The sequence below is a fragment of the Halobacteriovorax sp. GFR8 genome (assembly GCF_050955245.1).
In the GTDB taxonomy this organism is placed as follows: Bacteria; Bdellovibrionota; Bacteriovoracia; order Bacteriovoracales; family Bacteriovoracaceae; genus Halobacteriovorax_A.
Genome location: NZ_JBPBLR010000002.1, coordinates 2,356,139 through 2,381,270 on the forward strand (window position 1 = coordinate 2,356,139; position 25,132 = coordinate 2,381,270).

The following is a 25,132-nucleotide window of genomic DNA, read 5'->3' on the forward strand; positions in this document are numbered from 1 at the left end:
GTAATAGTTGAGTTTATTCTTTAGGTAAGAAGCTAAAATTATCAAGAGCACTTGGAAAGCGCTTAATCTTATCTAAGTTGGCCACAAGATATTTTGACTCTTTACTAATTTGTAAATCTGCAACAACACCTTTGATCTTACTAACTTGTCCTTGAAGATTAGCAAGGCGCTCACCTGTAAGTTTAGGAGTTGCAATCATTCTCTTATTTAATGGGTTCATCCATCTTCCTCTTGAGTCTTTAAAGCCAAAGTGAAGATGTGGGCCAGTTACTCTTCCTGTTGCACCAACTGTTCCAATAACTTGATGTGACCTAACCCATGCTCCTACTTTTACACTACGACGATTTAAGTGATAGTAGTACGAAGTTGATCCATCTCTGTGTCTAATACCAATTTTATTACCTGCAAACTTATTATAAGTAGACATGATAACTTTCCCGGCAGCAACAGCATGGACTCGCTCACCAGTTCTTCCCCTTAAATCAACGCCTCTGTGCATAGCGCGTCTTCCCGTTACAGGGTGCATGCGCCAACCATAGTTTGAACGCACGTGAAGTCTAGGAAGTGGATAACGAAGCCCAGAGTTAATGAGGGCCTGTCCATTTGGTGTGTAGTGAGCAGTATAAGTTGAGCTCTTTTCAGTATCTTCATAGAAGTAAGCTTCATGACTTCCTGCTTTTACTCCACTATATGAAGTAAAGAGAACTTTTGTCTGAACAGTTTTCTTGGCGTGCTTTCTTTCGCTTAGAAGAATCTTATATTGATCTCCCGCACGTGCATTCATTCTAAAATTCACTTTGCAAAGAAGAACATTGATAACTTCATTAACAACTGATCTTTCTAGGCCCATGGCCAAAAGGTCGTCTTGAAGAGTTGATCCCGAATTGAGATTTCCTTCAATCATTCGCGGCTGCCAATAAGTATCCAGCTCATTTAAAGAGTAATCCCATTTGCCAGTATCTTCATTTAAAGACACCACATGAGTTTCATAATCATTTTGCGCAAAAGAAAATTTAATAAGCATATTATACTCATCAAAAGTTGCTTCTAATCGATCACCTACTTTAAGTTTTGAAAACTCAACTTCATCTCTAAGTTGGTTGATTAGATTCAATGCTTGCTTATTATCGATATCAATATTTTGCAGGGCCTGATACAGACCTTGTCCTCTTTTGACCTTACCCTTTTTCACAATCGTTGTATGAATAAGAGGACTTTTGACAATCATTTGTGTAGAGGCCTCTACATTTTGAGAGACATAAACTTGTTGGCAGCCAGTGAGGCCACTTAATAGAATTAAACTAATAAATAATTTCGACATCTTACCAATAAGCATAGCAAACTTATCGGAATATACCAAAATTTCTTAACCAACTCTTATCGAAAGCTAAATAAGAACTAGCTAATTTTAGAAAGCACGGCCTCAATAAATCTCGTCTTCATTTCTTCATAAAGACCAATATCATTTGAGTGATTTTGTATGAGATTCAATTTGGCGTTCTTATACTCTGTCGCAATCATAGGTTCAGCGTTTAGATAGTCTCTGAAGTCTAGGATATCACTAATTTTGATATCACCTTTCTTAAGGATACGGACACTAGTTAGAACTCGATCCCCTTCAGGAGACCTGCGTTCAAACAAGAAACATTTTGAATCGTTTGAAATTAATGAAAAACCTTGGGCCTTGAATTCATTTCTAAACATTTCAATGCCATCAAGAGTATGGACAACACATAGAATATCGAGGGTCGGACGGGCCACAACTTTTGGCATGGCAGTCGAGCCAATATGCTCACAGCCCATTAAATTATTTCTCAAAAGCTTTGCCAGAGTCTGACTCTCCTTTGCAAAAACTTTTAACCAAAAATCATTGTATTCTACTAACTCTATTTTGTTTTCCATGTAGCGAACTTAGCATATTCATAAAAAGAGTGCGATACTAAAGTTATGAAAAATCAAAGTATAAAGAAATTACTGTTCATTGTTCTCTCAATCCTTTGTTTAAGTCCATGGGCCTCTTCGGCCATTGCTCTTTTTGCAGGCATCTTATTTTCATTATTTATAGGAAACCCATTTCAGGATTGGACAACCAAAGCAGTAAAGAAGTTACTGGCCCTTGCTGTTGTTGGCCTAGGTGCAGGAATGGACTTAAATGTGGTAACAAAGGTTGGGATGCAATCAGTTGGTTTTACTGCGCTTAGTATCTTAGCGGTCTTTGCAGTTGGGAGCATCTTAGGTAAGCTCTTTAAAACTCCTCTTAATACAACTCTTTTAATTAGTTCTGGAACTGCCATTTGTGGTGGAAGTGCAATCGCTGCCGTTGCTCCAGTCATCAAAGCAAAGAATCATGAAGTGACAGTATCTTTGGCCGTTGTTTTTACACTAAATGCAATAGCCCTATTCGTCTTCCCATGGATTGGCCATTTATTAAATATCGACCAAACTTCATTTGGACTTTGGTCGGCCCTCGCAATTCACGATACAAGTTCCGTTGTTGGAGCTGCCTTAAGTTACGGCCCAAAAGCGCTTGAGGTTGGAACAATTGTTAAGCTAGTTCGTGCTCTTTGGATTATTCCACTAGCACTTATCTTTAGCTTTACAACTGCCGTGCAACTTAAGAAGCAAAACGCTGCTACAACAACAAAAACAAAGAAGCCTTGGTTTATCCTAGGCTTCATCACGGCCGCGGCACTCGTTACTTTTGTTCCAGAGTTAAGGCCAACAGGAATGATGGTTTACGCCGGAGCTAAAAAGCTAATGGTTCTCACACTATTTTATATTGGCTCTAGTATTACTCTAGAACATATTAAAGAAGCAGGGATAAAACCAATGCTTCAAGGAGTGCTTCTTTGGTGTTTTACTGCCATAGCAACACTTACTTTGATCATGTCTAATATTATCTCTTAGGGGCGCGGGTACCAATCGAGATTTTGAATACTTACAAAGTATTTCTACTCGCTCTTTATCCGATTCCTTTATAAATATTCTGTTTCGAAGGCCTTTAGAGTCCCATAGGCACTATTATTGATCTAATAATACAAAACCAACTCTCAATTATTATAAAAACGCTTATAAGTTACCGAAATCTTCATTGGTACCCGCGCCCTTTTTTTTCTTTTTTTTCATTTTCCCTAAGAAGCCTAAATTTATAACAGTCGAAAGGTACATATTTGGATTTTCATTCATCCTCTTTTTAAGAAGATCGATCATATAAGGAATATGGCCTTGAGAAGGATACTTATTATATACTTCAAAATAGTTTTGTTCATTTAGACGATGGCCCCAAAGGTCGGCGACATCCACACCTGCACCATAATGGAGATATTTTAGCTCCAAGCTTTTATTTTCAGCATATCCAATGGCACTGTGAAGGAGGATCATTTCATGAATAATATCAAGCTGCTTAGGTGTTAAGATATCGTGACAGTGAGCACACGCCTCCTCTGCACCTACAAGTTCAAACGTCGTTCCAGTACAATCCTTTATTAATCCCAAGTCATGAAGAAGAGAGCCAATAAAGAAAACTTCGTTATCAACTTTTTCATTATTTAAACTCATTAAGATCTTTCCAAAAGCATAGCTTCTTATTCCATGATTAAAAAGCGGCCCATCATAGAGCTTATCAGCAAGTGCAATAATCCTCTCCACCTTTTCACTCTTTGGAACACTCCATTCAACTGAGCTGATATAGCTAGCACTTCTTCTGCTCAAGGCCATCTTACTTCGGTAAATTGTTTCTTTTAAGTCATACTTAATTAAGCTCTTTATTACCCCACACTTGTGAGGAGGTTTGATTGTTTTCATAGTGTCAGTCTCCTTAAGTAAACTCTACCCAAGACTTGACTTAAACAGTATCGTCACTTATGACATAATCTATGCAAAACACGACAAACGTAACGATCCATATCCTTGAATGTAATCACTCACTAAAGAGTACAACTCAAAACTTTAAGGATTATTTCGATATATTAAAATATATAAATAACAAGGTTAACTTCATAATAACGAGTCAATTCAAGACGAAGTTATCAGCAAGAAAGACAGTGAATTATCTTGTCATCCCTCCGTCACATAACCCACAGAAGGCAACTGCAGTAGAGACAAAAATAATCAATGCCCACCTTGCCTCCAAAGATTCAAAGGTTATCGCATGCTGTGGAGGAACATTTAAGCTTGCCTCAACAGGAGCACTAAATAATAAAAAGGTCACGACTCATTGGTTCTTTGAAAAAAAATTAAAGGCAGAGTATCCAAAGGTAAATATCGAGGCCCATCGAACAATCGTTGAATCAGGAAAAGTTATTACAGCAGGCGGAGTTCTTAGTTACCTTGATGTTATTTGTCTAATAATAAAAAAAGAGTTGGGGACAAAGATTGCCAGAATGTACAACGAAATCATTCAAGGACCAGGAATTCGAGAATATCAAATACCAAGACATAAAGAAGATAGTGATTCAGAATTAAAACAATTATTTGCAATTTATGACGAACTTAAAAACGAAGATTTAACCTTAACAAATATTGCACAAAACTTAGGAATGTCCCCTCGTGGACTTCAGCGCCATCTAAAAGAGAGGTTTAACACGACATTTCGCGATAGCCTAAAAGCCTATCGCCTAAAAAAAGTGCAAGAATATCTTCTCAAAGATATACCGATTAAAGAGATCTCTTATAAACTTGGTTTTATTGACGATATGAGTTTTAGACGTTTCTTTAAGAAGGAAATGAAAATGCCAATTTCCCAGTACCGCTCACTTCTGTTATTAAATATATAGACAAAAAAATTAAAACATGCTTTTAAGAACTACATACATATTCTTGTAGAAATTCGCACTGAATAAAAAGTCATAGATTGTCTTATCAGTACTCTCCATTGAAAAATAGATAACAATTGGAAGAATATAAAAATTGATAATACTCAATTCTTTTACAAACTCATACTTAGTGACTTTACCTTGGACTAAGAAAAAACATAAGAAATTGTGAAAAACAATATATATAAAAATATAGATTGCGATAAAATCAACATAATTTGAAAGATAAAATAAATTATATATTCCAACTAAATATACAATTGACTTAAGAATGATAACTAATCTATTACGAATATACATACACTATCCTTAACTAAGTATACTTGATGTCCTTTATTTATAATTGTTTTCATCATTTTAAACTCCTGAAATTATTAGTAGTTTACTTTGATATAGTTAAGATCCTTATCAAAAATGTATATTGATTTGTCATCGTGATTATTCGTTAGACACTCTCGGTCTAGTCCTTTTTTAAAGGCCATTATGTGCTCAACACCGTTGTCGATTCTTTTTGAGCTCATACCTGTCTTATAATTCATGGCCACGCATTTATAACTTAGTCCAGTAATAGGATTAGATGTTACAAACGCTCCCTTATCAATTTCGTTGGTAATTTTAAAAGAAATCTTATTATAATCTTCATCTAATTCTTCAATACGAAAGTCGATTTTAAAGTTATCAGCAAGGGCCTCATCAATATTAATAGACTCAATAACTTCAAACTCTTTTATAGAAATAGAGTCAGCTTGAGCTTCTTTAACCATCTTAAGCTCATCATCAAACCAAAACTCATACGTACCATTTTGATTAAGATTTCCGATTCGACGAGCAGTTAAATACTGAATAGGAGCATCAGTAATATGAGATACATAGTTTTTAAGGTTTTCACTATCAGCTCTTCTCTTTAGAATAATTTTTCCATTATTTAATGACTTTGAATTTGGAGTGCTGTCATAGAAGCTATGACGTAAGATATTTTCGGCTTGCTTTACATCAAATACTTCAAGGACAAGCTCATTTTTATCACCCTTCTTTCTAAAGATAGGATTTGTTCCAGAAATTTCTAGTGTTTCGATACTAGATAAATCAGACACTGTTAACTGTGCAACAAGCTCTGCTTTATCACGAGTCTTAAATATAACTTTTTCATCGCTTAATTCATAAATAAGATTCACAGGACTAAAGGAAATCGATAACTTTTCATATGATACACGTTTTAAAATATCAATATTTTCAATATTAAATCCGCTAGCATTCTCTACAGAACGAGTCTCTTTAGTATCACTTCCTAGATTGATGCGACTATTAGTCTTATCTTTACAAGAAAATAAAAGTGACGGTAAGGCTACCGATAAAATGAATAAATGCTTCATTCTAACTCCTAATAACTATCAATTACTAAAAGTTAGCATGAATAAAATTTAGTTTGTGTATTACATGATTATTTACACAGGGTGCATAACGTTTAATCAATATATTTCATCTTATCAATCCAAGACCTTGTCTTGCGATCATCAAAATTACGTACTGGCCCGACAAGAATAGTTTGCTTCGTTTTAATTCCTGAAAAGCCAAGAATTAAGCTTTTAAGTAATTTCGGCCCTAAATTACCTTGAATATACTTATAGAAAAACGGTGGCGTATCCATTGTCGTGACTATTATTGCAGTCTTTCCATTAAGTAGCTTTGTTTGGAAACTTTGGCCTTGCTCAAACTTAAAGGCAAATCCAGGCAGGAATACGCGGTCAAAGAAACCTTTTAATTTGGCAGGAAGGCTCCCCCACCAAGTTGGATAGAAGATTGCAATATGATTGGCCTCTTTTAAAGAAGCTTGTGCTGAAAGTAGAACTTCTTCGAGAGGAATGATTTCTTTATAGCCTTTTTCTAAAATAGGATTGAACTCTATTTCAGATAAATCAATGAAGCTCACATGGTTTCCCTTCGCCTCCTGTGCCTCAAGATAAGATTTGGCAAGAGAGTATGTGAGAGATGTTGGATCAGAATGACCTTGGATAACTAAGATATTTTTCATATGGGCCCCAATGTTAACACTTGTTCACTTAATATAAGTTAACACTTGTTTACTTTCAAGATAAAAGAAGGCAAAATGAAAAAATGAGAAAAAAATCAGATACTTATCATCATGGGGCCCTTAAAGAATCAATCCTATTCAATGCAAGTCAAATCATTGCAGAGAACGGAAGTGTCGATTTTTCAATAAGAGACATTAGTAATGCTTGCAAAGTTTCTCCTGCTGCAATCTATAAACACTTTAAATCAAGAAATGAGATTGCAGTTAAGCTTGCTCTACAAGGAGTGAGTCTACTTAAAGAAGAATTCGATACTATTTCAAACTCAAAATCCCCTAGTCTTTTAAAATTTTGTAAAGCTTATATAAATTTCGCCAAAGAAAATGAGGGACATTTTAGGGCCATTTACTTTAAGAAAATTTGTACGATGGATGAGTTTCAAGAAGTTGAAAGTATAACAGATCAACTTTACGTATACCTTTTGGAGTTAATCGATTCAAAGACAAAATTAAAGAAAGTATTGGCCTGCATCCATGGTATTTCCTTTCTCATCATTGATAATTGTGCTGAGTTTTCAGAAAGAGAAATTGACAAGATCCTTAAGGATATAATCTGATTTATTAGTATAATTGTATTTCGTAATACTATTTCTCACAGTGTCATGATAAGAATAATTTTAACATCGAGTTCAAAAAAAATCTCCTTCCAAAGGCCGACATCTGATATTTTATATCGTAGAATCTCTACCAAATATTGAATCAATTACGGAGTTCCTCATGAACGCAAATCTTAAAGAAACTTTAACGCAAATTGTAAACAATATGCCAACAGACTGGCTTCGTTTAACGACGCATAGACTTGATATCTACAATGAGTCTTTAGCGAAAGTTGAATTTCTTCAAAAATTAGAAACTGGTGTTGAGCTCGAAGAGCTTCCAACTGCATATGACTATATTCGTCTCGGTCACCCTCTTTCATGTGTGCTCGAGTGGGCCATTGCAAAAGAAGCCGATCTTAATCCAGAGAGTGTTATTTCATTTTCTTCTGATATGATGCCAATCCTTGCGGTTCTTCGTGCAAATAAATTTCTTAATAAACGCACACAGATTGTTTGCGAAACTCCTCTATCGGAATTAATTCAATCTGTTTATCAATATGACTTTATTCAAAATCAAGAAATGGATAAAGACTTTGATGGAACAACGATTGTTATCGACGGCAGTGAGAAAGCTGATATCAATGTCGCACGCTATCCGAACCTTGGAAGTGTGATAACTATTAACGATAACAACCCAGACTATATTAAAGAAATTCAGCACGTAAGGCGTCGTGAATCGATTGCGATGACTCCACAAGACTGCCTAACTGTTATTAAGGCAATGATTGGAGAAAGTCCAAAAAGCGTGACAACTACTGATACAACAGAGCTAACAAGAACAATTCAAGAAATTACAAACTCTAAAACTCAAGTAGCTTTTAGTAATTGTGGCCTTTCTGCTCAATATGCAATCATGATGGGGCAAGTTCACTTTGCAAATGAGAACCATCCAGGAAAAGATATTAAGTTTATCGTTCCTCCAAATTGTTATGGTGGAACAAATGACCAAGCCAGACGTGTAGCGGCCTGTATTGATAACGTTGAGATTATTGACCTTCCGGTTGATAGTGGTAAGGATATGGTAACTGAGCTCGAGCGTATTCTAACAGACGTTGCTCATGCGGATGCAGTTCCATATATTATTGGAGAAATTCCAACTAACCCGCGCGTTGAAATTCCAGACTTAATTAAACTTCGTGAAACACTTAAGAAACCGAGATTTACAAATGATGGCGCAACTGCTGTTGGCGCAGTTTTTAATCTCGATCAAACCTTTTGTCCAAATGTGAAATTCTTTGGCGATCACGGCTATCTTAATGACGTTAAGGTTATCTCTTATGTAAGTGGATCAAAATTCCCAAGTGGTGGACTTTGCACAGCAGGTTATGCTGTTGCAAGTGATAGCGCCGCAGAGTACATGAGCTTTGTTGAAAATCACTTAAAGCTGTGTGATAACGTAGCAACAAATTTACAACTGCAAATTCTTACTCGTGAAATGCCAAGCATGAATGAAAGAATTGCTAAGGCCTATGCAAACACACGTGGGTTCGTTGACTATATTCAAGAGCAACTTCCAAAAGCGAAGATCAACTTTGTCTCACATGAATTAGCTGATGCGACTTTTACTCCTTCAGTATTCTCTCTGGATCTGCCGGCTTCTAGTGAAGATCATAAACGTGAGCTTAATCACAAGCTTATTCGCATGATGATTGACGCCATACCAGAGGAAAGTAAGCACTGTGTAAGCTACGGCCAACTAAAAGGTTGCTACTGGACAGTTCCAGCAACTTCAACTCAAGGAACAACGAAAGAGAGTGACAAAGACTATATCGTTCGTGTTTCAGTTGCGGCAGATTTTAATCTAGAGAAACATAAAGAAGTATTTAAAAAATTTGTGAAAGTGGCCTATTAAGGTCACTCTCTCTTATTAGTCTGCCCCAAACAAGGAACAAGTAGGCTAAGTTAATATAATGGCATTAGAGCGAATGCGCATTTTATCACTTACACGAGTAGGAAAGTATTTTTTGACATTATCTTTTTCAAAATGAACTTCGAAATAGTCAAAGATGCCGTCATAGAGTTTAAATATATGAGTTACTCTCCCTACTCCAAATTCATCAGAATAAACTTTTGTTTTATTTTCAATATGCATTTCAAAATCAATAATCATTATATTCTCCTAGAAAAATTGTAAAGGCGCCAAGTATTGACGCCCAATTTATTTAGAAACTAATAGCGATCGTGTGATTTTCTCTTAGTTGTTTTTGCCATATTCACTATTAACGACCTTCCCATAAAGTTCTTGTCGTTAAGATTGCCTATAGCTTTCTCAGCATCACTGATCGTTTCCATTTCCACAAAACCGAAACCTCTTGCTCTACCTGACTCTTGGTCTCTTATAACGTTTACCGCTACAACATTGCCTTCTTCAGCGAATAATTTTTCAAGATCAGAGTTTTCGATATCGTATGATAAATTCCCTACATAAATATTTGATTTCATTTTTACCTCCAAGGTAAATCGGCCTTTACAATAATCATTACTTGCAAAGGATATAAAGAGACACATGCCTCTACTACACAAGATTGTGTAAGTGTATTTTAAAATTAAATTATTCAAACTGTTGCTAATAGCGAAAATAACCTAGGATCATTTTTTATTACTAATCCTATAGTCAAAAAGATATTTATTTTCAGTGATTGCTAGCTACATGGCCATAAAGAAAATCTCGACTTAACTAGTATAGCTCATAGACGCACTAATAGCAAACAACGGCAATACTGTGCAAAAACGGAGGGTTGCGATTTTATTAAAGCTGAATCTGTAACATGACTAGAAAGCACAACTAGTTTAGTTAAGCTGCTCATTCAATATTTTTTGAAAATTTGCACATTCAAAGTGATCTTTTTCCTTGCAGTTATTTAAATGCTCCAAGCTCTTCTTCATCTTCTTTAGTTTATTGATTTGTTCATCAATATCTTGAATTTTCTTCGTAAAAAGAGAGCGACTAACCTTAAACTTTCCATTTGCTTTCAGCATTGAGGATATCTCTTCCAAACTTAGGCCACATGACTGTGCAAGTGCGATAAAAGATAGGTTGTGGATGATCCCTTTAGAAAATACTCTTTTAAGTCCATTTCTTCCAACTGACTTTATGAGTCCAATCTTTTCATAATAACGAATCTTTGAAGACGCAAGGGATGTAACCTTTGATAATTCACTTATATCCATACCAATCCTTTTTAAATCACAGCTTGACTTGAAGTTAACTTTAACTTGTAGAGTTGATATAACAAAGGATTATTTTATGAAAATTATATTACTTGGAATTCTCGCAACTCTATTTATGGATTTATGGGCATATATAATGAAAAGTGTCTTCAATATAAAAGGACTTGATTACAGACTTGTTGGGCGATGGGCCTACTATATAGCAAAAGGTGTTTTCTTCCACGATACGATTATCCAAACTCCTCCAGCACCAAAAGAGTCACTTATTGGATGGACGATTCATTATTTAATTGGAATCTTCTTTGCTTTTATTTTGGTTTTAACTTTCGGAAATAATTGGCTCGAAACACCTCAGATAATGCCTGCTCTTATTATTGGATTAATAACACTAATTGCACCTTTCTATATCATGCAACCAGCTTTTGGTTTTGGCGTAGCCGCTTCACTAACCCCTTCACCACTTGTCACAAGATCTAAGAGTACAATGGCACATACTTCTTATGGATTAGGATTGTACTTAGCTGGGCTGCTACTTTCGATGAGTTAAAACTAAGGAAGTTTAAACGCTAGAGATGAAACACTCTCTGGTATTAAGTGATGTGAAATAGCTGTAGCGATTCTCCATTCAGGCATAAGCTTGTATATCTTCTTCAAGCAAACCGCACGTATGGGACGGACAACATCTCTATCTTCTGCACAACTTTTAAAGAACTTCATTGCTGCTGGCCTTTTAGAATGATCAGCTTGAGCACTTGCATGGATACTCCCAATTAGCTCACCAGCATCTTTTATTAATTCAGGAGTATGGTGAACTTCATCTGCAGTTAACTTTTTAAGATCCTCATTTATCGGTAGAGTATTAAGCTCTCGTTCAAATTCTACTACTATCAACTCACTCTTGTCTTCACTATGCTTAGAATTTAATTTATTAAGCTGATTGACTTCATCAACTTTCATCGATACTTCATGAGTTTCGGGGTGATTCAGTAAAAGCAGAAACGCTATCGTTGCCAATGTAAAAAAGAATATTCGTACCTTCATTACTTAACCGATGCCTCAATAAGCATATTAGATTCCTCGATACTCGATTCACTAAACTCTCCCTCCGGATTTGAGTCCATCATCTTAGGTGCCGGTGTATTTCTTAGTTCATCTAGTTGATTCTTTGCTTTTTCATACATTGCTGTAAAACGATCAAGCTCTTTTTGAGATGTTTCATTTTGAGAAGGGCTCATTTCCATAAAGTCGATATAGAAATCAACGACCTTCTTATAAGATTCTATTTCATGCAGTAATTGCTCTTCGCTTTTACGATGAGAAACTGTAAGCACGCGATCAAAGGCATCTGCAATCGATGCTTCGAGCTTTGTCTTATCTTCAACACTACAAGTTGAACAATTTTCTAATAGGTTCTTAGTTGCGATGGCCTCCAACTGATAAGAACCATTTCCATACTTCTCACAGGCAGAGAATCCATACAGCGTATGTCCTTCGGGACACGTATGATGATTAAAGCCAATATGCTCAGAGTTTCCATCACTATGCCTAGCTTCGTGAAAAAGAGTTCCAAGGCGTTTAATCTTATTCGCTTCAGAGTTTATTTCGTCATTAATTAAAATACTATTTAAAAAGAGCCCTTCACCGATTTGCAAAATGCCTACTCTTGGAGAGGTTGCAAAAACTTTTTGGCGATTAATCTTAGTGCCTTTTAAAAGTTTTGATTTCTTTCCACTCAGATAAAGTCCAGCACCAATATTTGACATAACGACCACACCACCAAAGGAATCTGTATTTTGAAATGATGAACTTCTAGGAAGAGGTGTTGCAGGAAATTGATAACCTTTTTTTGTGATATAATTGCGTCCACGTATACGATAGTCTTGGCCAACAATATATTTTACGCGATTGAAAATCCAATTATAAAGAGTCGGCCCATTTACTTCTTCAAGCTCAAAAAATAAAGAAAAGTCAGAATCTGTATGCTCAAATTCTGATTGATATAGATACGTAAGATCTTCCTTAAGAGAATAAACCTGATGAACAGGAATAGAAGAATCAAAGTAAATTCCACCAAATCTCTCAGCGGCTTGTGAAGTTATTGAAATAATTGCCATTAAAGACAATATCTTTAGCTTTTTCATGGAGACCTCATAATTTGAGGCATCCTAGCATAAGCAAAATCAGCAACCTATGCCATTGTAATTATTACTTAAGTTAACTTAGATTCTCTTACTAGAAAACTAACACAAAACTGTCTTGGATAGCGACTTCAGCTAATGTAGTAATAGGTTATGAAAAAAATCATTATTATTTTAATCCTAACAGCAACGACATTCTTATATACAAAACTTCCAACCTATCATAACCAAGTCATCCAATTCGACGTGCCAAATAACGAAGGTATTAGCGTAACTGAAGACTATCTTTCATTTGCACTTGATATGGCCCAAGTACTTGGTGGCAAGTGGTGGGAAGGATCAATGGATTTTACTGGTGGACGCGGTGGTAAGATCACAAAACCATTTGATTTCAACCGAAAGAAATTGGATCAATTACTGAAACCACTAGCCCCCTTTACACTCAGACTAGGAGGATCGGAGGCAGATTCCGCTCACTATGATATAAAATCAACTCGTACTGAGCTTACTCAAACTGAGAAAGATCAAGGTTTTCAAACTCTTTTTAACAAGACAAAACTCGATAATATCAAAAGCTTTGTCGCTAGAAATAACTTAGATTTACTCATAACACTAAATATTGGGCCAGGTTATCGTAAAGATGGTGAGCTAAATCTGGCTCCAATTGAAATCTTCATCAAAAATCTCTCTCAGGAAATACAAGACATAAAATACTTTGAGCTTGGAAACGAGGCCAATGCCTTCTTTCTAAACTACGGCCCTTTCGGTCAGATTAGTGAGAATGAGTATAAGAAGAATTATCGTGATATTAAAAATATCATAAGAAAGTACTATCCAGATGCGAAGCTAGCAGGACCTGCTAATGCCTTCTGGCCGATTCTAGGAGAAGTATTTGATTGGTTTAGCGTAAACTCATTTAATATTGTTAAAGACCTAGGTAGTGAACTTGATATTTATACGTGGCACTACTACCCGACTCAATCCACTCGTTGCCCACTACAAGTTATCAAGTCAGACGATGAAAGCATGATTAAGGCCATTATGTCGAATGACATGATTGAAACAATGGAGGCCATTACAAAAGTAACAAAAGGACGCTCAAAAGAAGTATGGCTTGGAGAAACAGGTCCTGCACAGTGTGGAGGCCAACCTGGTATATCAACAAAGCTTAACTCCGCTCTGTGGTTCTTCGATCATATTTTTAAGGTCATGGCAGCTGGAAATAAGAAACTTATTCGTCAAACAATTGTCGGCTCAGATTATGGCCTTATTGATGATAAAAACCTTAGACCTAATTATGATTATTTTATTGCTAGAATTTATAAGAAATTGAATATTACGAAGATCTACTCGAGACCTAGTGATTCAGTACATACAGTATGTGCCAACAATAAGATATCGTTTCTATCTTCAGTCATTCATGGACAAACGATAACTTTTCCAAAAACGACTGAAAAGTACATGATCGTTAGAGAAAGTGATCTCTCAAAGTTTGATTACATTAACTTTGGAAGTCAATTTTTAGATAAATGGAAAACTATTCAGGATGATAAACTAGAAATTAAGGATTCAGCGATACTGATAATAAAGACATCAACTGGCTGCAACGAATTGTAGCCAGTTTATTAAAACTTATCTTCTTACAACTCTCTTCATTTCTTCATACCCATAGCATCTCATATATAAGTGGTAAGAAGCACCATTATGAACTCTTGGTAAGTAGTGAAGCTGATAACGCATAGTTACTGTTCCACGTGCGTGGTCAGTTGTAAAGCCAGTGTAATTACGTCCTTCAACAAAGTAGGAATAATTTGAATACAATGTTTGACGAGAATACATTTTTGAAAACTCTACCGTTTCCTCTAACATATCGATTTCATCTAGTGGCCGAGTATATTCTTCATCAACAAGTGCCTTTAGCATAGAAACGATAAACTTCTTTCCATCACTTTCTGCATAAGATTGACGATAATCAACAAATGGTAACTGAACATTATAAGTCATTAACGAATTATCTGTTCGATATTTTAAATGTTGAGAAAGGTACTTATAACCAAATAGAGATAACTCAGCATTCTCACTAGAGAAGCCACGATCAGTTACATAAATATCGATAGGAGCTAGACCTGCTCTAGTATAAACAAGATTGTTTCGATAAGAGATCGACTTATCCTCAAAGATCGTCTCCTCTGTAAATAAATCCTGATAACTAGCTGTAAATTCACATCCACCTTTATATCTTTGATAATCGATAGCAGAAGTATTGGACGCTACAACTAAAGCGATAAATGCAAGTAAGGCATATTTCATATGTAATTCCTCTTTAAATGTCTAAAGTAATTCTATATATCATGGGTAGAAATGCCCATGTTATTCTTTGTAAAATATTCTTATTTGTCTTATTAATTCTTGTCCTAAGTCACTATAAATTCTATAAATCATCAGAAATCAAAATCATTTGGAGCCATAATGAAGAGCATTGCCCTTCTTCTTTCACTTCTTACAATTACCTCAGTATTTGCAAATGATCCCCTTGAAAAAGATCAGTGGTATTTAAAATATAATACTAAGATTAAGGGCGCTAATATTGAGAAGGCCTGGAAAATCCTTGAATCAAATTATCAACCTGTTATTGCAATTATTGATGCAGGCTTTGATGTTAATCATGAAGACCTAAAAGATAATATCTTAATCAACAAAGGCGAAATACCAAATAATGGTATCGATGATGATAAGAATGGTTATATCGATGATTACTTTGGCTACAACTCAAATAAGAAGAATGGTGAGTTAGCTGGTGATTACGATTTCCAAACAAAGCACGGAACAGCAGTCGCTGGAGTTATCGCGGCAAAACATAACAATGGCAAAGGCATAAAGGGTGTCGCAAAAGGCATAAAGATCATCCCTATCGTTAAGCCAGAGCCAATGGCAAAGAGAAAAGAGAAGCTCCCACACCTTATTGATGCCATGAGATATGCGATGGATCGAGGTGCAGATATCATCAGTTTTTCAGCACGCCTTAAGGTAACTTCTCCTGAGTTCAAGAAAGTTCTTCGTGAACTAAATGATAAGGGTATTCTCGTCATTGCTTCATCTGGAAATGTAGGAGTTGAGAACTCTACAAATCGATATCCAGGAGCATATGCAGATGAGTTTTCAAATATCATAGTAGTCGGTTCAAACGATAAGAGTGGAAAAAGAGCGAAGTCATCTAACTATGGAGATAAGTCTGTCCACCTCTTCGCACCAGGTGTAAAAATTCAAACAACTCATCTATCAAATACATATGGTTACTCGAGTGGAACAAGCTTTTCAACACCTCTAGTTGCGGCCGTTGCGGCAATGGTTCTGGCGACACATGGCCCAGATGCTAGATGGACAATGCGAGAAAGACTTATAAAGACGAGCCGCCCTCTTAAAAGCCTAGAAGGCTTGAGTGTATCAGGTGGTATTATAGATGCCTTCGAGGCACTCAAAGATTAAATCACGAAATTTCATTCTTCTTAGCATAAGCATAGGCCATTGCATGTGTTGCAATTGGTGTTGTGATCAATAAGAATATAAATAGCAAGAAATTAGTAATTACAATATTAATTTCAGCGATAATCATACTAGAGCCTAGTAAGATAAGAGCTGCACCAAAGGCACTGGCCTTACTTGCAGCTTGAAGCTTCATAAAGAAGTCTGGCATTTTAATAAACCCTACTACTGCCAAGAAAACAAAGATAGAACCTAAGAGAATTAAAATTTCACCTATTAAATGTATCATTTATTCTCCTTACTTTTATCCGATAAAAAGACCGCAAATACGAATGCAGTAACAAAACCAACAATCGCAAATAGTTGCGCTATATTGTGAAAGAACGTATCCCTATTTGATGTATACAATATCAAAAAAAGACTAACCCCTGAAATCCCAATTAAGTCAAAGGCCAAGACCTTGACGAGGACCTCTTGCTCTCTCTTTGCCTCGATTGTGAGCAAAAGAAATGTTAGAATAACAATTCCAGTTGAAATCATTAATAGGACACTCACTTTAACTTCCCCTTTCGATTTCCACGCAATATCCTTAACACACGACTTTCAATAACTTCTTTAAATTCTTGTATTGCTTCCTCTTCATTTTCTAAGAACATCATGTGAATATATAAATGTGACTTATCTGCGTCTAAATCAATGACCATTGTTCCTGGCGAAAAGGTAATTAAATTAGAAAGTAGTGCAATTTCGAAGTCACTTTGTACTTCAAGTGGAAATTTTATAATACCAGGGGTAGATAAATTCTTAGGAGTAACAACATCTTGTGCGACCCTTAGTGCCCCAAGAGTAAGATCCCATAGGTAGAGAATAACGAATTCAAATATGTACCAGAGTCTCATTGATACCTCACTTATACACCAATCCAATCTTGCCCACTTCCTGGGCCAGTTTAAAGATCAAAAGAGGATTTAAACTAATAATCAAAGTGAAAAGACAAAGTAAGATACAGGAGATATATGAGCGAACGATTGTGACCTTGGGAAAGGATACAATAAACTCTTGATATTCGCCCCAAAATACTCCACTCCAAATTTTGACCATACTATATAGTGTAAAGAAGCTGCCAATAATCATTGGAATGATAATCCAAATAAGGCGACTTTCAGTAGCAATTTTGAATAGACCTAGTTTTGCCCAAAAGCCTGAAAATGGAGGTATTCCAATTAGACTTGCTGCCGGAATCATAAAAAGTAGTGCAATTGTTGGAGAAGTCTTAAGCAGTCCTCCCAATTTTGTTATCTTTTCTGTGTATGCAAAGTTTCTAACAAGGCCAGAAACAAAGAAGAGGTTTGTTTTTACAATGATATGATGAAAAATATAAAATAAGGCACAAGCTAATCCAAACTTCCTTATTGCCATATCTGGATGCAAACAAAAGCTTACCCCTATTCCAATGAAGCCAACCTGGCTGATAATATGATAACTTAAGATTTCACGTAATTTATTTTGTACTACAGCAAACCAGACTCCAACAAGAAGTGTAACAATTGCCAAGATAAGAACTGTCCAAAATAACTGAAGATCTGGTGGAAACACCTGGCCAAAAACTCTAATCATTGCATAGAGACCAAGCTTTGTAAGTAGCCCGGCCAAAACTCCGCTGAGTCCTGCAGATAGTTTTGGATAACTTTCTGGTAGCCAAAAGAATAGAGGAAAGAACGCCGACTTTATCGCAAAGGCACCAAATAAAGAGAGAGCAAGGGAGCGAACAAGGCCTGCATCACTAGTATATAGTTGTGACAGTCTCTCATTTAAAACTTTAAAATCTAATGTATTAGTAAATTTATAAATAAGTGCAATTGAAATTAAAAAGATAAGTCCACTTATAAAATTAAGAAGAATATATTTAAGGCCACTTTTAAGTCTTTTTCGAGATGAATCGAGAACAACAAGTACGTAGCTACTCATTAGTGTGATTTCGAACCATACAAATAGATTGAATAGGTCACGTGTCAGAAATGCTCCGGTCAAACCGAGAAAAAGGGTGTTATATAAGAAATGATAAGTACTCTTTTTTTCAACTGTTACGCCCGGGTACGCATAGAGGGCCCCTGTGAAATAAATCGCTCCAATGACAAAAATCATAATACCTGAAAAAAGATCATAGCTTAAGGATATCCCAATTCCACTCTCCCAGTCTCCTGCGACAAATGTGGAAGTATCAGTGTATGAAAAGAGACAAACACCAGCATAGATAAAGTATAAGAGTGAAAATAAGTTTGAAAAGAATGGTGCCAATCCATCCGAGTCTTTAAACAAGAGCGTAAAGGAAGCAGAAAGCAGTGGTAAGATCAGAAAGAATATAAAGTAATAATTATCAAGTATCATCCCCTCTCTCCTTCCCTAGAATCATTGATCTTCTTAATAACAGAAATGACAAAACATAATGTAGCGAAAGAGATAACGATAGCAGTTAGAATGAGTGCTTGAGTTAAAGGGTCAGCAAAGTGAGAATCAAAGGTATCACCTTCTTTAGCAAAGGGGTATCCATGTGCAACAACCTGACCAATTGAGAAGATGATAAGATTAGCACCATTGCCCAATGTGATAATTGCAAAGATACTATTGACCCAAGTGTTCTTTAACAAGAAGAGAAAACCTATGAATAAAAATATACAACCAACTAGAAAAGTCATTTAACTACCATTCTCCTTTGAGAAACTAATAAATTTCACATAGGCCATGGTAGTACTTGATGAGACAATGATAAAAACAATGGAATCAAATACTAAGACAGAGCTAATTTTGCCAGCGATAGGAAAAGGAATACTTGTCCACATCGAGCTTAGTCCGGCCTTACCTAAGAGCATAGGTATTGTTAGAATAAAAATAAGAGCTAAGATACTGATGGCAATCATAGAAGTATAATTAAGATATATCCATTTCTTTAACTTAGAGTCCGGTTGGGAAATAAAGTGTAAGATCATCGCCAAGGACAAGACTAGCCCACCAATAAAACCTCCACCAGAGAGATCGTGGCCTCTTAAAAGAAATAAGAGAGATAAGATAGCAAGAAGCGGACAAACGACCTTAAAACTTCCTCGTATTAATGCCTCATTCACGCTCACCTCTCTTTGAAAAAATTGCAAGTACACCAACAATAGCAATTGCCACAACAAGAACTTCTCCAAATGTATCCATGGCCCGATAATCGACAAGAATGACATTGACAACATTCTCTCCTTTGGCCAAAAGTTTTGAGTTTTCAAAAAAATATCGACTGGCCGTCATATCAAAGTTGAGATTTTTGGCCATTGAGAAAATAAAGATAGAAATCCCATATGTGAAAGCAATAACAAAATTAATCGGCTTGATATTTATTCTCAAATCCCGTCCATCAATGGGAACGGCCTTAATGAGAAAAAACACAAAGAATAAAGAAAGTGTTTCAACCATAAGTTGAGTCATACTAACGTCTGCGGCACTGTGATAACCAAAGAATAGAACGAGAAAGAAGCCAGAAAGAACAAAGTAGAGAATGGCCTTTAGATTTGATTTACTGATATATGCAAAAACAAGTCCTACTAAAATCCCTGACAAGCTCAAGAGCTTTGATAGAGTAATGTCAAATCCCGGGGGAATGAAATTTGAAATCCCCATGTGCGCCGAAATTGTAAGTAAGGCCAAAGAACCTATCGTAATGCGAATATAGTGTGCAAAATCACCATTTTGCATGGCCATATTCATTTTCTTAAAAAGATCCAAAGTTAAATCTAGTCCCTTCACTAATATAGGCCAGGGACTAAAGTCAGAGTACTTTTTCGAAAATTCATCAAGTTTCAAAAAGTACTTATCAAGAAAAAGACTTCCCAAAATACTACCTAAAATGGTTAGGATACTTAGTGCCAAAACTGTCCCATAGGGATATTCAAGCCCATGCCATGGTTTAATATGTATACTTTGAACTCTAAGTCCGACCTCTCCTATAGCTTCTTCAGCAATTAAATTAATTCCTAATAAATTTGGCGCTAGAGCAATAGATAATGATAATAATGAATAGATAAGTGGTGAGATAAGTAGTCCCTTATAACCTATCACATAACTTCTCATCCGTGGCCAAGAGGCACGAAGAAGATTAACGGCTTGAATTCCCATAAAGAGGTTTCCTAAAAAAAAAGTGGAAACAAGAATCCATAAGAGATGTGACTTTATCGATGTTAAGTAAATATATTCCTTAGCATAAAAGCCGACGCTAAGAGGAATACCGACCATACTCATCGTATTCAATAGAGCTACAATAAAAGGTAATATGCCAACACGATCACCATTTAATAATTCATGCCGATCCATTGTTTTTAAAGCTTTTGCAAAGTAGCCCACATATTGAAATAAACTTGCCTTGTAAAAAGCGTGTGCAATAACTAATAAGACGAAGCTTATGATTGAATATTTATTTCCAACTCCAAGAAGAATGGCAAGCATTCCAAGAATACAGATGGTGGAATATGCTAGCATTGTCTTAAAGTTACTTTGCAGGAGGCACTGAAATCCGCCATGAAGAACAGTTATAACACCTGCTCCAATAAAGAGTATCTGCCACAGTGGATCTTGAGCATAAAGAGGAAATACTTTAACCCCTAAGATGAGACCGGCCTTCACCATGGTCGCAGAATGAAGGAAGCTACTGACGGGAGTCGGCCCGGCCATGGCCAAAGGGAGCCAATATGAAAATGGGAAGAGTGCCGATTTTGAACTAATCCCTATAAATAGTGTCACCAAAGAAACTTTAAAGTACTCATGATTAGAAAATCCCTTTACGCCCATCAAGCTTGATAAATTAAATGATTCATAAAATGATAGGCCTAAATCAACACCTATTTGAGAAATTAAGATAATACCAAAAAGGATAAATAGCCCACCGCCAACAGTTGTATACAAGGCCCATCTTGCTTTTTCCCTAACTTGCGAATCCTCATTCTTTAATCCAATCAAAAAGAAGGATGTGACACTCGTCATTTCCCAGAATAAATATAAGAATAAGAGATTTGAGGAATAAATTATTCCAAACATCGAAATTGAGAAGAGAATAAGTGAGATATAGTAAATTATTTTATCTTTCTTGCTAAAGCTCTTCATATAAAAGAAGCTATAGACAAAGACACCTAATCCAATGATGGCAACAAGTGCCCCAAATAGATTATTCACACTTGATAGAGAAAATATACCTTCCATTACTAACTTCAAAACAATCCTTCGTACAAATTACGAGTTTAATTTTATCTAAGTGTGTGTTGGAAATTTTGAGGCCATACTTAATTAAGTACGACCTCATAAATGAAACGATTTTTTCTAAGCGCTTTTCTTAGCTGATAATTGATTTTTCTTTTTCATTGCCACTAAGTGATCGGTCGTTACCTTGCTACTACGATCTTTTGTGTCACTCATAATATCGGCATTAGTATAATAGTCTCTCTTCGAAGATTTAATTTTTATAAACTTCTCAATCGCAATATACACCCCAATCAATGCGAGGCATGAAATTAGGAAAATGATTTCATTGGCATTCATGCAATGCTCCTTTGTTTACACCTCCAATAACTATACCGGAATTGTAAACAGCAATAATATATATATTGACAATAGATTATATTAATTTATTCAATGACAATTTAGGTTTTCATTTACTTTTGTGTAATATTGATGATCTAGATATTTTAAGGCCAATGAGAAAGCAAAGAACAATTACACATACTTTGCTCCAGTCAAATAGATCCAGAGGTGTTAAATGAAGTATCTTATCCATTAATGAACTCTGAATGAGAACAATAGTCATCAATGAAGTCATTATGATGATAAGTTTTGCTGTAATAGTCCTTCCTCCCGTTAAGGCCACAACAATACCTGCACTCCAAAGAGAGAGCAGTGCCATGGCCTTTGCTCGTCCATGTCCGACATCTTGGCCCTCAGCAATTGAGCTAATATAGAAGAGAATAAGAATAAATGTTAAAGCAAATCCGACACCTAATATAATGACTAAATCACTACGATTAAAAAAGGACTTTCGCATAGAAAGCTGCTCACGATGAGGGCCTTGTTGGGCATCTTGCTGAAATGCAAATAAAGCTGTTGGATGAATGATGAGTTCGAGCCATACCACGTGGATTGGTAGATAAAGCAAAGGGTATCCTAATAACGGAATAATTGCTGCCGAAAGAACAAATGGTATATGAATAAGTAAAAGATAATTGAAGCTCATTCTTAGATTTTCAAAAAGTTGTTTTCCTTCCCGAATTGCATTAACAATCGTACTGAAGTTATCATCTGTAAGGATGATTGAAGAAACTTCTCTTGCACTTCTTGTTCCTCTTAGGCCCATTGCCACACCAATGTCGGCTGCCTTAAGTGCTGGGACATCATTAACTCCATCGCCTGTAACAACAACTAACTCACCAGCTCTTTTTAGACTCTCTACGATTCTGAGTTTTTGAATGGGATTACATCTTGCTACAATATCGACACTCTTGAAGAAATCAGGGTTCTTTAACAGCCACTCCTCTTCAAGTTTTTCAGGCTCAAGTTCGGCCGAGACAACAACAGGATTAGAGTCAATTAATCCCACATCTTTTGCAATTGCACCTGCAGTGTCTGGATGATCACCTGTAATCATCAGCACTTTAATTGCATTTTGTTGGCAATACTTTATTGCTTCTTTTACTTCTGGGCGGGCCGGGTCTTCGAATGCAAGGATTCCGTAAAATTTGAATCCACTTTCAGGCTCATTGCAAGAATCGACATCTGATTGCAACACCGGCATGGCCGCAACTGCTAAGACTTTATGGCCCCCCTTCGCTAACCCCTCGACTTCTTTTACCCACTTTTGAATTTCATCTTGCGAGAGTTCTGCTTTTGACAAGACAACTTCAGGAGATCCCTTAATGACACAAATTGAATTATTATCGCAAATGCAGAATCCGGTCTCGCGCTTTCGATCTTCAGTAAATGGAATAACATTCATTCTCTTGGGGATATTGACTCCCCTAATTTTTGCTTCATTAATCAAAGCGATATCGACAGGGTCTGTGCCTTCAATATTAGACGCTGCTAGGGCCATTAACAAAATTTGAGTTTGAGAAAAGTCATCTGATGTAACAAAGTGGGCCAGCTCAAGCTTACCAATCGTTATGGTGCCGGTCTTATCGGTACAGATTTGAGTGACTCGACCGATATTTTCAACTGACACGGCCCTTCTAACAAGAGCATGGTGCTTTGCTAATCGGTAAACACCAACACCTAAAAAGAACGAGAAAACCACAGGAAATTCTTCAGGTAAGGCCGCGACGGCCAAGACTGCTGCACTTAAGAGAGCATCAAGCCATCCATGTCCTTGATAAAACCTAATTGCGGCGATGGCCAAACAAAGAATGACTGAGGCATAAACTAATAGACGAGTGAGTTCTAAAATTGCAGACTGAAGAGGAGTCCTTTCATGAGAAATTGTCACAACAGACTGAACAATTTCACCATAGGAAGTACTCTTACCAGTGGATAAAACTCTTAAGACTCCCTTCCCAGTTAGGACTCTTGTTCCAGCAAAGCCTAAAATGCTTGTATCAACCAAGGCCTCTCCACTATCGACAAAGGGGTCAAAATCAATAGAAGTTTTTTTTACAGGAAATGCCTCACCTGTTAAGACAGACTCATCTACCTGTAATGAATCTGCTTCTTCCCAATGGCCATCTGCCGGCAAGAAGAGATTCTTACCTGAAAGCATAACTAGATCTCCAGGAACAATATCAAGAGAATCAACGATGACCTGCTTACCTTCCCTAAGCAGTGTAACTTTTGATGAGAGCTGACTTCTAAGCCCAGCAGTTGATGCTTGAGTACGAAAATGAAGGAAGGCATCCATGAAGATAAGTGGCAATGTTGCCAGAATTAAAATAAGAGATTCGGTGAATTCACCAATAAAATAGAAAACTGCAGAAATACTAACAAGAAACCAAACCATAGGGTCTTTCAGCGTATCCACAATAAGCTCAAGCAAAGGACTTCCTACTCGTTCGACTATTTCATTTGTTCCAAATTTTGAGCGCTGCTTAGAGACCTCCTTCTCGTCTAGCCCCGTGGGACGACCGACAAGGCCTACTAAATTACGAAATGAGACCTTCCTTTGCATAAGCTCTTTCACCATCAATGAAGTTGAGCTTATTCTACTAAAAACGTTAAGAACAAAACCAGTTAAGAAGACTAAAGATTAACTTCTTTTATTCACTAATCATCATCGTTGAGTCGCCTTCATCTACGAGCTCTAATTGAGCAAGTTTCTTTATCTGACTTATCTCCTCAAGTGACGGTATCTCATAATTTTCACCAAGAACTTCGTACCTGTAATAATACTCGTTAAGAACCTTGCGACCACCAAACTCGAACATTAATTTTTCTTTATCCTGGTATGACAATTTATAGAAATCTTCTGGGGCCATATTCTTTAGAAGAACATAGGCCCTTTCAGCATGAGATAGCTTATCTAAAGTATCGATTTGATGGCCAAGACTTTCTTTGAGACTTGATATAATCATTCTATTATCATTGGCCTCATTTGCAGAAATACTCTCTGAGTCATAAAATCTTGACTCAAGCTCATCTATTCTTTCATCAATATCGACAATTTCTATCTTTTCATATGAACTCGACTCAAGGCTTTGTACCTCCTTGTTCATAACCAGCTCTTCACTAGTGTTTTCTGTTATAGACTCTTCGACTTCTTTAATCTCCGTATCGCGAAACAGAAATCCAGCAATGGTAAATATTAGAATAATTCCTATAACTTTCATCACT

The 25,132-nt window shown here is 36.3% G+C and carries 29 protein-coding genes; 7 read left to right on the plus strand and 22 right to left on the minus strand.

The genetic code is table 11. The features are described 5' to 3' along the window. Positions 1 to 13 precede the first annotated feature (13 nt). Entirely contained in the window at positions 14 to 1,336 is a 1,323-nt protein-coding gene (locus ACRXC1_RS11735) for a peptidoglycan DD-metalloendopeptidase family protein (protein ID WP_433659005.1), read from the minus strand. 62 nt (positions 1,337 to 1,398) lie between these two features. Further along, on the minus strand, positions 1,399 to 1,902 hold the full coding sequence (locus tag ACRXC1_RS11740; RefSeq protein ID WP_433659007.1) for a GrpB family protein: 504 nt from the start codon (positions 1,900 to 1,902) through the stop codon (positions 1,399 to 1,401). Positions 1,903 to 1,947: 45 nt separating this feature from the next. On the opposite strand from ACRXC1_RS11740, the gene ACRXC1_RS11745 reads away from it, so the two are divergent. Next, complete coding sequence (locus ACRXC1_RS11745; RefSeq protein ID WP_433659009.1) at positions 1,948 to 2,907, plus strand: YeiH family protein; 960 nt, start codon at positions 1,948 to 1,950, stop codon at positions 2,905 to 2,907. A 162-nt stretch (positions 2,908 to 3,069) separates the two neighbouring features. Here ACRXC1_RS11745 and ACRXC1_RS11750 read toward each other — a convergent pair whose 3' ends face one another. Further along, positions 3,070 to 3,804, minus strand: a complete 735-nt coding sequence (locus tag ACRXC1_RS11750) for a hypothetical protein (RefSeq protein ID WP_433659011.1) — start codon at positions 3,802 to 3,804, stop codon at positions 3,070 to 3,072. A gap of 71 nt (positions 3,805 to 3,875) precedes the next feature. On the opposite strand from ACRXC1_RS11750, the gene ACRXC1_RS11755 reads away from it, so the two are divergent. After that, positions 3,876 to 4,775 carry a helix-turn-helix domain-containing protein gene (locus tag ACRXC1_RS11755; RefSeq protein ID WP_433659012.1) on the plus strand — a complete coding sequence of 300 codons (900 nt, stop codon included), beginning with the start codon at positions 3,876 to 3,878 and terminating at the stop codon, positions 4,773 to 4,775. Between the two features lie 9 nt (positions 4,776 to 4,784). On the opposite strand, the gene ACRXC1_RS11760 is transcribed toward ACRXC1_RS11755, so the two are convergent. The 3 genes from ACRXC1_RS11760 to ACRXC1_RS11770 form a co-directional block, all read right to left on the minus strand. Then, on the minus strand, positions 4,785 to 5,114 hold the full coding sequence (locus ACRXC1_RS11760) for a hypothetical protein (protein ID WP_433659014.1): 330 nt from the start codon (positions 5,112 to 5,114) through the stop codon (positions 4,785 to 4,787). 74 nt (positions 5,115 to 5,188) lie between these two features. After that, entirely contained in the window at positions 5,189 to 6,187 is a 999-nt protein-coding gene (locus ACRXC1_RS11765) for a hypothetical protein (RefSeq protein ID WP_433659016.1), read from the minus strand. A gap of 92 nt (positions 6,188 to 6,279) precedes the next feature. Then, positions 6,280 to 6,846, minus strand: a complete 567-nt coding sequence (locus tag ACRXC1_RS11770; RefSeq protein WP_433659018.1) for an NAD(P)H-dependent oxidoreductase — start codon at positions 6,844 to 6,846, stop codon at positions 6,280 to 6,282. Between the two features lie 83 nt (positions 6,847 to 6,929). Between ACRXC1_RS11770 and ACRXC1_RS11775 the strand changes: the two genes are divergently transcribed. Together ACRXC1_RS11775 and ACRXC1_RS11780 are read left to right on the plus strand one after the other, a co-directional pair. Next, the gene (locus ACRXC1_RS11775; RefSeq protein ID WP_433659020.1) at positions 6,930 to 7,460 is read left to right on the plus strand and encodes a TetR/AcrR family transcriptional regulator; all 531 of its coding nucleotides are present in this window, start codon (positions 6,930 to 6,932) and stop codon (positions 7,458 to 7,460) included. A gap of 160 nt (positions 7,461 to 7,620) precedes the next feature. Further along, positions 7,621 to 9,354: a cystathionine beta-synthase gene (locus ACRXC1_RS11780; protein WP_433659022.1), complete on the plus strand. Its 1,734-nt coding sequence runs from the start codon at positions 7,621 to 7,623 to the stop codon at positions 9,352 to 9,354. 45 nt (positions 9,355 to 9,399) lie between these two features. Here the strand turns inward: ACRXC1_RS11780 and ACRXC1_RS11785 are convergent, their stop codons facing one another. From ACRXC1_RS11785 to ACRXC1_RS11795, 3 genes are all read right to left on the minus strand, one after another. Beyond that, on the minus strand, positions 9,400 to 9,612 hold the full coding sequence (locus tag ACRXC1_RS11785; RefSeq protein ID WP_392908792.1) for a hypothetical protein: 213 nt from the start codon (positions 9,610 to 9,612) through the stop codon (positions 9,400 to 9,402). A gap of 59 nt (positions 9,613 to 9,671) precedes the next feature. Beyond that, positions 9,672 to 9,944: an RNA recognition motif domain-containing protein gene (locus tag ACRXC1_RS11790; protein ID WP_392908790.1), complete on the minus strand. Its 273-nt coding sequence runs from the start codon at positions 9,942 to 9,944 to the stop codon at positions 9,672 to 9,674. A gap of 348 nt (positions 9,945 to 10,292) precedes the next feature. Then, positions 10,293 to 10,673, minus strand: a complete 381-nt coding sequence (locus tag ACRXC1_RS11795; RefSeq protein ID WP_433659025.1) for a MerR family DNA-binding protein — start codon at positions 10,671 to 10,673, stop codon at positions 10,293 to 10,295. A gap of 76 nt (positions 10,674 to 10,749) precedes the next feature. Between ACRXC1_RS11795 and ACRXC1_RS11800 the strand changes: the two genes are divergently transcribed. Next, a complete protein-coding gene (locus ACRXC1_RS11800) occupies positions 10,750 to 11,220 on the plus strand; it encodes a DUF2938 domain-containing protein (protein WP_433659027.1) in 471 nt (156 codons plus the stop codon). Positions 11,221 to 11,222: 2 nt separating this feature from the next. Here the strand turns inward: ACRXC1_RS11800 and ACRXC1_RS11805 are convergent, their stop codons facing one another. Together ACRXC1_RS11805 and ACRXC1_RS11810 are read right to left on the minus strand one after the other, a co-directional pair. Continuing rightward, on the minus strand, positions 11,223 to 11,714 hold the full coding sequence (locus ACRXC1_RS11805; protein ID WP_433659029.1) for a hypothetical protein: 492 nt from the start codon (positions 11,712 to 11,714) through the stop codon (positions 11,223 to 11,225). After that, positions 11,714 to 12,814, minus strand: coding sequence for a hypothetical protein (locus tag ACRXC1_RS11810; protein ID WP_433659031.1), 1,101 nt, complete (start codon positions 12,812 to 12,814; stop codon positions 11,714 to 11,716). Before ACRXC1_RS11810 ends, ACRXC1_RS11805 begins: the two co-directional genes overlap by 1 nt. Before the next feature lie 150 nt (positions 12,815 to 12,964). Between ACRXC1_RS11810 and ACRXC1_RS11815 the strand changes: the two genes are divergently transcribed. Next, the gene (locus ACRXC1_RS11815; RefSeq protein WP_433659033.1) at positions 12,965 to 14,428 is read left to right on the plus strand and encodes a hypothetical protein; all 1,464 of its coding nucleotides are present in this window, start codon (positions 12,965 to 12,967) and stop codon (positions 14,426 to 14,428) included. A 15-nt stretch (positions 14,429 to 14,443) separates the two neighbouring features. On the opposite strand, the gene ACRXC1_RS11820 is transcribed toward ACRXC1_RS11815, so the two are convergent. Continuing rightward, positions 14,444 to 15,121, minus strand: coding sequence for a hypothetical protein (locus ACRXC1_RS11820; RefSeq protein WP_433659035.1), 678 nt, complete (start codon positions 15,119 to 15,121; stop codon positions 14,444 to 14,446). A 159-nt stretch (positions 15,122 to 15,280) separates the two neighbouring features. Between ACRXC1_RS11820 and ACRXC1_RS11825 the strand changes: the two genes are divergently transcribed. After that, complete coding sequence (locus ACRXC1_RS11825) at positions 15,281 to 16,297, plus strand: S8 family serine peptidase (protein WP_433659037.1); 1,017 nt, start codon at positions 15,281 to 15,283, stop codon at positions 16,295 to 16,297. A gap of 1 nt (position 16,298) precedes the next feature. On the opposite strand, the gene mnhG is transcribed toward ACRXC1_RS11825, so the two are convergent. The 10 genes from mnhG to ACRXC1_RS11875 all read right to left on the minus strand — a co-directional run bounded on the left by mnhG (position 16,299) and on the right by ACRXC1_RS11875 (position 25,128). Then, positions 16,299 to 16,583 (minus strand): monovalent cation/H(+) antiporter subunit G, encoded by a 285-nt coding sequence (mnhG, locus tag ACRXC1_RS11830; RefSeq protein WP_392908778.1) that lies wholly within the window; start codon positions 16,581 to 16,583, stop codon positions 16,299 to 16,301. Next, positions 16,580 to 16,849, minus strand: a complete 270-nt coding sequence (locus ACRXC1_RS11835; RefSeq protein ID WP_392908776.1) for a monovalent cation/H+ antiporter complex subunit F — start codon at positions 16,847 to 16,849, stop codon at positions 16,580 to 16,582. Before ACRXC1_RS11835 ends, mnhG begins: the two co-directional genes overlap by 4 nt. After that, complete coding sequence (locus ACRXC1_RS11840; protein WP_392908775.1) at positions 16,846 to 17,193, minus strand: Na+/H+ antiporter subunit E; 348 nt, start codon at positions 17,191 to 17,193, stop codon at positions 16,846 to 16,848. Before ACRXC1_RS11840 ends, ACRXC1_RS11835 begins: the two co-directional genes overlap by 4 nt. Positions 17,194 to 17,200: 7 nt before the next feature. Beyond that, a complete protein-coding gene (locus ACRXC1_RS11845; protein WP_433659040.1) occupies positions 17,201 to 18,682 on the minus strand; it encodes a complex I subunit 5 family protein in 1,482 nt (493 codons plus the stop codon). Continuing rightward, complete coding sequence (locus ACRXC1_RS11850; RefSeq protein ID WP_433659042.1) at positions 18,679 to 18,990, minus strand: sodium:proton antiporter; 312 nt, start codon at positions 18,988 to 18,990, stop codon at positions 18,679 to 18,681. The genes ACRXC1_RS11845 and ACRXC1_RS11850 overlap by 4 nt, the downstream gene beginning before the upstream one ends. Further along, a complete protein-coding gene (locus tag ACRXC1_RS11855) occupies positions 18,991 to 19,416 on the minus strand; it encodes an MnhB domain-containing protein (protein WP_433659044.1) in 426 nt (141 codons plus the stop codon). Beyond that, positions 19,409 to 21,526, minus strand: coding sequence for a hydrogen gas-evolving membrane-bound hydrogenase subunit E (gene mbhE / locus ACRXC1_RS11860; protein WP_433659046.1), 2,118 nt, complete (start codon positions 21,524 to 21,526; stop codon positions 19,409 to 19,411). Before mbhE ends, ACRXC1_RS11855 begins: the two co-directional genes overlap by 8 nt. Positions 21,527 to 21,643: 117 nt before the next feature. After that, entirely contained in the window at positions 21,644 to 21,862 is a 219-nt protein-coding gene (locus ACRXC1_RS11865) for a hypothetical protein (RefSeq protein ID WP_433659048.1), read from the minus strand. Between the two features lie 109 nt (positions 21,863 to 21,971). Further along, on the minus strand, positions 21,972 to 24,470 hold the full coding sequence (locus tag ACRXC1_RS11870) for a cation-translocating P-type ATPase (RefSeq protein WP_433659050.1): 2,499 nt from the start codon (positions 24,468 to 24,470) through the stop codon (positions 21,972 to 21,974). Positions 24,471 to 24,558: 88 nt separating this feature from the next. Continuing rightward, entirely contained in the window at positions 24,559 to 25,128 is a 570-nt protein-coding gene (locus ACRXC1_RS11875; protein ID WP_433659052.1) for a hypothetical protein, read from the minus strand. Positions 25,129 to 25,132 lie beyond the last annotated feature (4 nt).

Bases quoted from the DNA above. Each gene is read 5' to 3' on its own strand.
- ACRXC1_RS11735 (WP_433659005.1), bottom strand. From the start codon at position 1,336: ATGCTTATTGGTAAGATGTCGAAATTATTTATTAGTTTAATTCTATTA.
- ACRXC1_RS11740 (WP_433659007.1), bottom strand. From the start codon at position 1,902: ATGGAAAACAAAATAGAGTTAGTAGAATACAATGATTTTTGGTTAAAA.
- ACRXC1_RS11745 (WP_433659009.1), top strand. From the start codon at position 1,948: ATGAAAAATCAAAGTATAAAGAAATTACTGTTCATTGTTCTCTCAATC.
- ACRXC1_RS11750 (WP_433659011.1), bottom strand. From the start codon at position 3,804: ATGAAAACAATCAAACCTCCTCACAAGTGTGGGGTAATAAAGAGCTTA.
- ACRXC1_RS11755 (WP_433659012.1), top strand. From the start codon at position 3,876: ATGCAAAACACGACAAACGTAACGATCCATATCCTTGAATGTAATCAC.
- ACRXC1_RS11760 (WP_433659014.1), bottom strand. From the start codon at position 5,114: ATGTATATTCGTAATAGATTAGTTATCATTCTTAAGTCAATTGTATAT.
- ACRXC1_RS11765 (WP_433659016.1), bottom strand. From the start codon at position 6,187: ATGAAGCATTTATTCATTTTATCGGTAGCCTTACCGTCACTTTTATTT.
- ACRXC1_RS11770 (WP_433659018.1), bottom strand. From the start codon at position 6,846: ATGAAAAATATCTTAGTTATCCAAGGTCATTCTGATCCAACATCTCTC.
- ACRXC1_RS11775 (WP_433659020.1), top strand. From the start codon at position 6,930: ATGAGAAAAAAATCAGATACTTATCATCATGGGGCCCTTAAAGAATCA.
- ACRXC1_RS11780 (WP_433659022.1), top strand. From the start codon at position 7,621: ATGAACGCAAATCTTAAAGAAACTTTAACGCAAATTGTAAACAATATG.
- ACRXC1_RS11785 (WP_392908792.1), bottom strand. From the start codon at position 9,612: ATGATTATTGATTTTGAAATGCATATTGAAAATAAAACAAAAGTTTAT.
- ACRXC1_RS11790 (WP_392908790.1), bottom strand. From the start codon at position 9,944: ATGAAATCAAATATTTATGTAGGGAATTTATCATACGATATCGAAAAC.
- ACRXC1_RS11795 (WP_433659025.1), bottom strand. From the start codon at position 10,673: ATGGATATAAGTGAATTATCAAAGGTTACATCCCTTGCGTCTTCAAAG.
- ACRXC1_RS11800 (WP_433659027.1), top strand. From the start codon at position 10,750: ATGAAAATTATATTACTTGGAATTCTCGCAACTCTATTTATGGATTTA.
- ACRXC1_RS11805 (WP_433659029.1), bottom strand. From the start codon at position 11,714: ATGAAGGTACGAATATTCTTTTTTACATTGGCAACGATAGCGTTTCTG.
- ACRXC1_RS11810 (WP_433659031.1), bottom strand. From the start codon at position 12,814: ATGAAAAAGCTAAAGATATTGTCTTTAATGGCAATTATTTCAATAACT.
- ACRXC1_RS11815 (WP_433659033.1), top strand. From the start codon at position 12,965: ATGAAAAAAATCATTATTATTTTAATCCTAACAGCAACGACATTCTTA.
- ACRXC1_RS11820 (WP_433659035.1), bottom strand. From the start codon at position 15,121: ATGAAATATGCCTTACTTGCATTTATCGCTTTAGTTGTAGCGTCCAAT.
- ACRXC1_RS11825 (WP_433659037.1), top strand. From the start codon at position 15,281: ATGAAGAGCATTGCCCTTCTTCTTTCACTTCTTACAATTACCTCAGTA.
- mnhG (WP_392908778.1), bottom strand. From the start codon at position 16,583: ATGATACATTTAATAGGTGAAATTTTAATTCTCTTAGGTTCTATCTTT.
- ACRXC1_RS11840 (WP_392908775.1), bottom strand. From the start codon at position 17,193: ATGAGACTCTGGTACATATTTGAATTCGTTATTCTCTACCTATGGGAT.
- ACRXC1_RS11845 (WP_433659040.1), bottom strand. From the start codon at position 18,682: ATGATACTTGATAATTATTACTTTATATTCTTTCTGATCTTACCACTG.
- ACRXC1_RS11850 (WP_433659042.1), bottom strand. From the start codon at position 18,990: ATGACTTTTCTAGTTGGTTGTATATTTTTATTCATAGGTTTTCTCTTC.
- mbhE (WP_433659046.1), bottom strand. From the start codon at position 21,526: ATGGAAGGTATATTTTCTCTATCAAGTGTGAATAATCTATTTGGGGCA.
- ACRXC1_RS11865 (WP_433659048.1), bottom strand. From the start codon at position 21,862: ATGAATGCCAATGAAATCATTTTCCTAATTTCATGCCTCGCATTGATT.
- ACRXC1_RS11870 (WP_433659050.1), bottom strand. From the start codon at position 24,470: ATGCAAAGGAAGGTCTCATTTCGTAATTTAGTAGGCCTTGTCGGTCGT.
- ACRXC1_RS11875 (WP_433659052.1), bottom strand. From the start codon at position 25,128: ATGAAAGTTATAGGAATTATTCTAATATTTACCATTGCTGGATTTCTG.